Source organism: Deltaproteobacteria bacterium (assembly GCA_029210625.1).
GTDB lineage: Bacteria > Myxococcota > Myxococcia > SLRQ01 > SLRQ01 > JARGFU01.
This window is the reverse complement of sequence record JARGFU010000001.1, coordinates 1-6,891: the sequence shown is the minus strand read 5'-3', so window position 1 is coordinate 6,891 and position 6,891 is coordinate 1. Positions and strand designations below refer to the sequence as shown.

Annotated in this window: 6 protein-coding genes; 2 read left to right on the top strand and 4 right to left on the bottom strand. The window is 73.0% G+C overall.

What is annotated here, in order from left to right:
* A partial coding sequence (gene moaC / locus P1V51_00030; protein MDF1561397.1) for a cyclic pyranopterin monophosphate synthase MoaC occupies positions 1-418 on the bottom strand: 418 nt, incomplete at its 3' end.
* Positions 418-1,362 (bottom strand): thioredoxin-disulfide reductase, encoded by a 945-nt coding sequence (trxB, locus tag P1V51_00025; GenBank protein MDF1561396.1) that lies wholly within the window; start codon positions 1,360-1,362, stop codon positions 418-420. The genes moaC and trxB, both read right to left, overlap by 1 nt.
* Positions 1,363-1,435: 73 nt before the next feature.
* Between trxB and P1V51_00020 the strand changes: the two genes are divergently transcribed.
* On the top strand, positions 1,436-1,897 hold the full coding sequence (locus tag P1V51_00020; GenBank protein MDF1561395.1) for a cyclic nucleotide-binding domain-containing protein: 462 nt from the start codon (positions 1,436-1,438) through the stop codon (positions 1,895-1,897).
* A gap of 27 nt (positions 1,898-1,924) precedes the next feature.
* Positions 1,925-2,602: a DNA repair protein RadC gene (gene radC, locus P1V51_00015; GenBank protein ID MDF1561394.1), complete on the top strand. Its 678-nt coding sequence runs from the start codon at positions 1,925-1,927 to the stop codon at positions 2,600-2,602.
* On the opposite strand, the gene P1V51_00010 is transcribed toward radC, so the two are convergent.
* Positions 2,599-6,249 (bottom strand): tetratricopeptide repeat protein, encoded by a 3,651-nt coding sequence (locus P1V51_00010; GenBank protein MDF1561393.1) that lies wholly within the window; start codon positions 6,247-6,249, stop codon positions 2,599-2,601. The genes radC and P1V51_00010 overlap by 4 nt on opposite strands.
* A 111-nt stretch (positions 6,250-6,360) precedes the next feature.
* Positions 6,361-6,891, bottom strand: a 531-nt coding sequence (locus tag P1V51_00005) for a hypothetical protein (GenBank protein MDF1561392.1), incomplete at its 5' end; no start/stop codon positions are given.

Below are 6,891 nucleotides of genomic sequence, written 5' to 3'. Positions count from 1 at the left end.
TCATGCCGCGATCGACGGCCTTGAGCATGTCGTAGATCGTGAGGGCGGCGACGGAGGCGCCGGTGAGGGCCTCCATCTCGACGCCGGTGGGGCCCTTGCACTCGGCGGTGCAGGTGATCCGCACGGCGGGGGGCGCCTCCTCGACGGTGAGGTCCACGCCCACCCTCGTCAGGGCGAGGGGGTGGCAGAGCGGGATCAGCTCGGCGGTGCGCTTGGTCGCCTGGATGCCGGCGATGCGGGCGGTGGCGATCACGTCGCCCTTGGGGGCGCCCTCCCGGAGGACCTCGAGGGTCGAGGGAGAGAGGGACACCACCGCCTCGGCCACCGCCCGGCGGCGGGTGTCCTCCTTGTCGGCCACGTCGACCATCCGGGCGGCGCCCTGCTCGTCGAGGTGGCTGAGCTTCTTCTCCGAGGCCATCAGTCCTCGAGGGTGAGGAGGTAGCGCTCGGCGTCGAGGGCGGCCATGCAGCCGGTGCCGGCGGCGGTGATCGCCTGCCGGTAGTGCTGGTCGGCGGCGTCGCCGGCCACGAAGATCCCCTCGCGGCTGGTCTTCGAGGTGCCCGGCTCGGCCAGCACGATGTAGCCGTTCTCGTGCAGGTCGATCTGCCCCTTGAAGATCTCGGTGTTGGGCTTGTGGCCGATGGCCACGAAGTAGCCCTCGCAGTCGATCTTCGAGGTCTCGCCGGTCTTGACGTTCTTCACCGTGACGCCGGTGACCCCGTCCTCCTTCGAGCCGAGGATCTCCTCGACCACCGAGTCCCAGACGAACTCGATCTTCGGGTTGTCGAAGGCGCGCTTCTGCATGATCTTCGAGCCGCGCAGCTCGTCGCGGCGGTGGATGATCGAGACCTTGGAGGCGAAGCGGGAGAGGAAGGAGGCCTCCTCCAGGGCGGTGTCGCCGCCGCCCACCACGACCACCGGCACGTCCTTGAAGAAGAAGCCGTCGCAGGTGGCGCAGGCCGACACGCCGTGGCCCATCAGGGCCTTCTCCGACTCGATGCCGAGCCAGCGGGCCGAGGCGCCGGTGGCGATGATCACCGAGTTGGCCTTGATGTCCTCGCCGCCGTCGACCTCGAGGGTGAAGGGGCGGCTCTCGAAGTCGACCTTGCTGACCTGACCCATGACGAACTGGGTGCCGAAGCGCTCGGCCTGCTTGCGGAAGAGGTCCATCAGCTCGGGGCCCTGCATCCCCTCCGGGAAGCCGGGGTAGTTCTCGACCTCGGTGGTGATGGTGAGCTGGCCGCCGGGCTGCATGCCGTCGACGAGGATGGGCTCGAGGTTGGCGCGGGCGGCGTAGATGGCGGCGGTGTAGCCGGCCGGGCCCGAGCCGATGATGGCGACCTGATGGATCTTCTCGCTCATGGGGGAGGCTCCTTTTGGGCGTGGGAGCCGAAAGGGGTAGCACAGGGTTCGGCGGGGGGGTATGAGCATCGGTGTGGATGCCGAAATACTGAAGAAGGTGGAGCTCTTCGAGGGACTGACCAGCCAGCAGATCGAGCAGCTGGCCGCCATCAGCGAGGACCGCGAGGTCGAGCCGGGGACCGTCCTCTTCGAGGAGGGCGACGTCGGCGACGAGCTCTACGTCATCCTCAAGGGCAAGGTGCGGATCTCGAAGTTCGTCGCCGGCGTGGGAGAGGAGGCGCTCGCCATCCTCGAGCCCGGCGCGTACTTCGGTGAGATGGCCCTGATCAACGATCATCCGCGCACCGCCCACGCCATCTGCAACACCTCGGTGAAGCTCGGCGTGATCCGCCGCGAGGCCTTCGAGCAGGTCCTCTTCCTCAACAAGGATCTGGCCTACGAGCTGCTCTGGCGCTTCGTGCGGACCCTCTCCGATCGGCTCGGCGAGACGAACGACAAGATCAAGGCGTTCTTCGCCATGTCGGGGCGCTTCTAGGGCACGGCACGTGCAGTCCGCGGGGGCGTGACCGAGCTACCCGCCGACCGCACCGACCCCCGCCCCCGTGAACGCCTCCAGGCCCTCGGCCCCGAGGCCCTGGTCGACGAGGAGCTCCTCGCCCTGATCCTGGGCCCTTGCGGGGCCGGGCACCTGGCGCCCCTCCTCCTGCGGCGCTTCGGGGGGCTGCACGGGCTGGAGCGGGCGAGCGCCTCGGAGTTGGTCCGGATCCCGGGCATGGGGTCCGCGAGGACGGCCGCGGTGCGGGCGGCCCTGCAGCTGGGCCGGCGGCTGGCCCTCTCCGAGCAGCCGCGGGGGGCGGTGCTGCGCTCGGCCGATCAGATCCACCGCCGGCTGGGGCCGCGCCTGCGGCACCTGCGCCAGGAGAACTTCGTCGGGATCTACCTCGACGCCCGCCACCGGATCCTCTCCGAGCAGCGCATCGCCGAAGGGGGGCTCACCGCCTGCGCCATCCACCCCCGGGAGGTCCTCGAGCCGGCCGTGCGCGAGGCGGCGGCGGCGCTGATCGTCGCCCACAACCACCCGAGCGGCGATCCGGCCCCCTCCGCCGACGACCTCTCCCTGACCCGGCGCCTCGGGATCGCGGCCGAGGCCCTCGGTGTCCGCCTCCTCGATCACCTGATCATCGGCGACGGCCGCTACCTCTCCCTCGCCGAGGCGGGGCTCCTGGGAGGAGGAGACTAGAGAGAGCTCAGGGCCTTGCGCGCCTCGGCGGCGACCTTGCCCTTGGGCGAGAGCACCAGGCTGCGATCCAGCGCCGCGCGGGCCCCCTCGATGTCACCGGCGGCGGCGCGGGCCTGGCCGAGGGCCAGGTGGGCCTCGGCGTTCTCGGCCTCGGCCTCGATGGCCCGCTCCAGGATGCTCACCGCGGCCTTCGCCTTGTTGTCGTCCATGAGGACGCGGCCGAGGAGCAGGCGGGTGCTGACCAGGTCCTTCGCCTCCAGGGAGGCGGTGAGGGCGCGGCGGGCGCCCTTGGGATCGGGCTTGCGGCCGACCTCGAGGTAGGCCTTCCCCAGGTCGAGCCAGGCCTCGGCCCGCTCGGCGACCGGCGCCGTCTTGCGCAGGGCGCGGGTGGTGAGGGTGAGCGAGGCGATCGCCTCCTTGTCGTCGAGGCGCAGCTGGGCGCGGCCCAGCCCCCAGCGCGCCCGGGTCGAGCCCTTCGAGAGCTCGAGGGCCTCCTCGAAGTAGGTCTTGGCCTGCTTCGCCCGGTTCTTGCCGCCCTGCTCGAGGTAGGCCCAGCCGAGGTCCGCGAGGAGCTCGGCGTTCTCGGCGTCCAGCCGCCGGGCCTTGAGCAGGGTCTGGACCGCCGCCGGGGCCTTGCCGTTGGCGAGCTGGGCCCGGCCCAGGGTGTGGAGCACCCGCGGGTCCTTGGGCTGGAGGGTCATGGCCTCCTGGGCGCTCTGCTCGCCGGCCTCGAGGTCGTCGAGGGCCAGCAGGGCGTCGGCCAGCCCGCGGTGGGCCGAGGCCTCCTTGGGGTGGTCGGCGATCACCTTCCGGAAGAGATCGCGCGCCGGCTCGAACTCGTCGGCAGCGAGGTGCAGCTCACCGAGGAGCAGGCGGCCCTCCCGGAAGTGGGGGTTCACGTCCAGGCCGGCGCTGACGGCCTCCATCGCCGGCCCGTCCTTCTTGCTGGCGCGCAGGGCGACGGCGTTGTCCACCGCGGCGCGGAAGTACCGGTCGTCGCGGGCGAGGGCCTTCTCGAAGTAGCGGGTGGCGGTGGCGGGCTGGTTCGCGAAGATGTTCAGCCGGCCCAGCGCCCAGAGGGTGAGGGGGTCGTTCTTCCGGGCCTTGGCCGCGCGATCGAGCACCGCCCGGCCGCGATCGATCTCGCTGGACTCGGCGTCGACCAGGGCGAGGTAGATGGCCGCGTCGGCGGGCATCTGCCCGGCGTCGTTGCGCATGCTCTCGAGGGTCTTGCGGGCCGTGGTGAGCTTGCCGGCGTGGTAGGCCGCCCGGGCCTTCTGCAGGAGCAGCTCGGGGGCCTTGCCGCCCACGCCCTTGAGCATGGCCAGGGCGTCGTCGTAGCGGCCCCAGTCGATGAGGATCTGGGCCTGCAGCTCCCGCATCTCGACGTCCTGCGGGGTGATGGCGATGGCGCGCTCGATCGCCGCCAGGGCCTCCGGCAGCTCGAAGTGCTTCGCCCGGGTGCGGGCCAGCAGGAAGGCGAGGCCGGCCCGGCGGGGGTGGGCCTTGCTGGCGGCCTCCAGGCGGGCGACCGCCTCGGCGTGCTGCCCGCGGGCCTCGAGCACCTGACCGAAGACGGCCTCGAGGGCGACGCTCTCCTCGGGCGCCAGGTTCGCGCCCTGCTCGCTCTCGACCAGCTCGAGCACGGAGAGGGCGCCGTCGAGGTTGTCCTTGCGCTCGACCTTGGCCCGGGCGACGCCGATCCTCGCCCGCACGTGGCCGGGGAAGTTCGAGCGCAGGTTGTCGTAGTAGCTCTCCGCCGACTTCCACTTGCCCAGCGAGCCCAGGTAGCGGGCCAGCTCCAGCACCGTGCGGGCGTGGCCCGGCTCGAGCTTGAGCGCCTTCTCGAAGTGCCCGGTGGCCTCCTTGGCCTTGCCCTGGGAGAGGCGGTGGCGGCCGGCGAGGTAGTGGAGGAGGGCGCTCTCCGGGCGCTTCTCGAGGGCCTGGACGATCTCCTCGCCCACGGGGCCGCGGGCGTCGGGGGGTAGCAGGTGGTAGCGGGCGTCGAGGGCCAGGTCGGGGTGCTTCACGCCGACCTGCGCGTCGGCGACCAGCTTCGAGGCCCGCTCGCGGCGCGCGGGGTCGGGGTCGAGCTCGGCGTAGAGGATGGCCTCGATCTGGGCGGTGAGGGCCTTGGCCTCGACGTTCTTGGGGTCGAGGTCGACGACCTCCTCGAGGGCCTCGAGGGCGGCGAGGTAGGCCTGGTAGGAGTCCCGGGCGATGCCGTTGTGGGCGGCGGTGAGCCCCTCGGCGATGGCCTCCTTGCGGTTGGCCGCGCGGGCGTAGAGGGTGGCCACCGCGGCGGTGAGGAGGGCGAGGGAGACGGCGCCGCCGACCAGCAGCAGCTTCGAGTTGCGCTGGAAGAAGCCCCTGGGCTGCTCGTCGGGCATCAGGCGGGCCCGCAGCTCGCGCTCGTACTCGGCCGCCAGGGCATGGGCCGTGTCGCCGCCGCCGCCGGCCTTCGCCTTGGCCTCGGCCTTCGCGGCGGCGGCCTTCGCCTCGGCCTCGGCCTTGAGCTGGGCCGGGCTCGGCGGCAGCTTCAGGCCGAAGAGCTCGCTGGCCTCCTCCCGGGGCGGCGGCGGCGGGCCACCCCCCTTGCCGGGCAGGGGTGGAGGCAGCGGGGGCGGGGCGGCGTGGATGGTGGGATCCCGCAGGTCGGGGCCGCCGGGGGTGACCGAGCCGGCCTGGGCGGCGGCGGCCTGCATCCGCTCCCGGTCGAGGCGCCCGGCCTCCTCGAGCTCGAGCGCGGTGAAGGTCTGGGTCATCCCGGGGATGATCCCGTCCTCGCTCTCGGGCAGCGCGCTGCTGTCGACCCTCCCGAAGGCGGCGTCGAAGTAGTCGGCGAAGGGGCTGCCGCCGTCCCCGCCGGGGACCGGCGGGCTCGCCTCGCCCATCGCCTCGGGGGGCGGGCGGACGAGGACCTCGGTGGCGTCGCCGGGGCCTTCGTTCCCGGCCCCCACCGCGCCGAAGGCGGCGTCGAAGGGATCGGCGAAGGGGCTGGCCACCGCGTCGCCCGCGCCCATCACGGCGTCGAGGTTGACGGTGGGGCTCTCCCGCGTGGGGCCGTCCAGGGGGCCCGCGCCGCCACCGGGGGTCGAACCGGGCAGCTCTCCGAAGACCGCGTCGAAGGCGGCGTCCATGCCGGCGGGGGGCGGACCCTCGGTGGTGGGGCCCTCGTCCGAGGCGTCCCCCTCCTCGGGGAGAGCGGGGGTGACCGTGGTGGCGTCCGCGCCCAGGCTCGCGCCGCGCGCGTCGCCCACCGCCGCCTCGGCCTGCTCGAGCCACTGCCGGACCCGGCTGTCACCGGGCTGCAGGCTCACCGCCTTGCGCAGCAGGGGCAGGGCGGAGCGGTAGAGCTGCTGGTGGAGGAGGGCCTCGCCGATGAGGTTGTAGGCGTAGGGGTTCTCCGGATCGAGGGCCACCGCCGAGTCGAAGTGATCCATGGCGGCCTCGGGGTCGCCCTGCCCGAGGAGGGCGCGGCCCCAGAGCACCTGGCCGACGATCGACTCGGGGTGCTGGCGGACGCCGGCCTCGCAGACGCGGACCGCCTCGTCGAGATCCCCCTGATCGATCAAGGCCTTGGCCAGCTCGACGAAGACCATCGAGGTGGGGTCCGCGGACAGGATCGTCCGGTATCTGTCGACCATCGACTTTGCCATCGGCGCCACGCTCGCGCCTCGTCGGTGGGGAGAGGCGCTGCGCCCGCAAACCTAGCACGGGCCCCGAGGTGGCCTCCACCAGGGTCTTGGACTCTTCCTCTAGAGGGCCCAGCCCAGGGAGAGGCCGATGAGCCCGTTCTTCGTTGCGAAGAAGATCGCCTCGTTGGTGTTCGCCTCGAACGCCGCCGAGAGGCCCAGCCGGGCACTGCCGAGGGCGATCTCGACGCCTCCCTCCACCCGGGGCAGCACGGTCGGGACCATCAGGGAGACCCCGACGCCGGCGTAGGGCGCCACCCGGCCCAGATCCTTCGGGTAGAGGCGCAGGCTGATGCGAGCGCCCACGCTGCGCTCCGGCTGGGTGAGCCCCTTGCTCGAGTGGCCGAGGATCGAGACCGCGACCCCGACCAGGCTCCGCCGCCAGCGCAGGCCCACCCCCAGCACCCCGGCGGGGAAGGGGAAGGCCATCTCGTGGTGGTAGTGGATGAGGAAGGTCCCCGCGCCCTCGTGGGCCGCGGCCAGGGGCGGGGGTCCGGCGACGGTCGGGGCCTCGGGGGAGGCCGGCTGGGGCGGGGTCGCCGCGGGGGCCGGCCCGGGATCGGGCGCGGGCGTGGGTCCGGGGGGGGGGGGTGG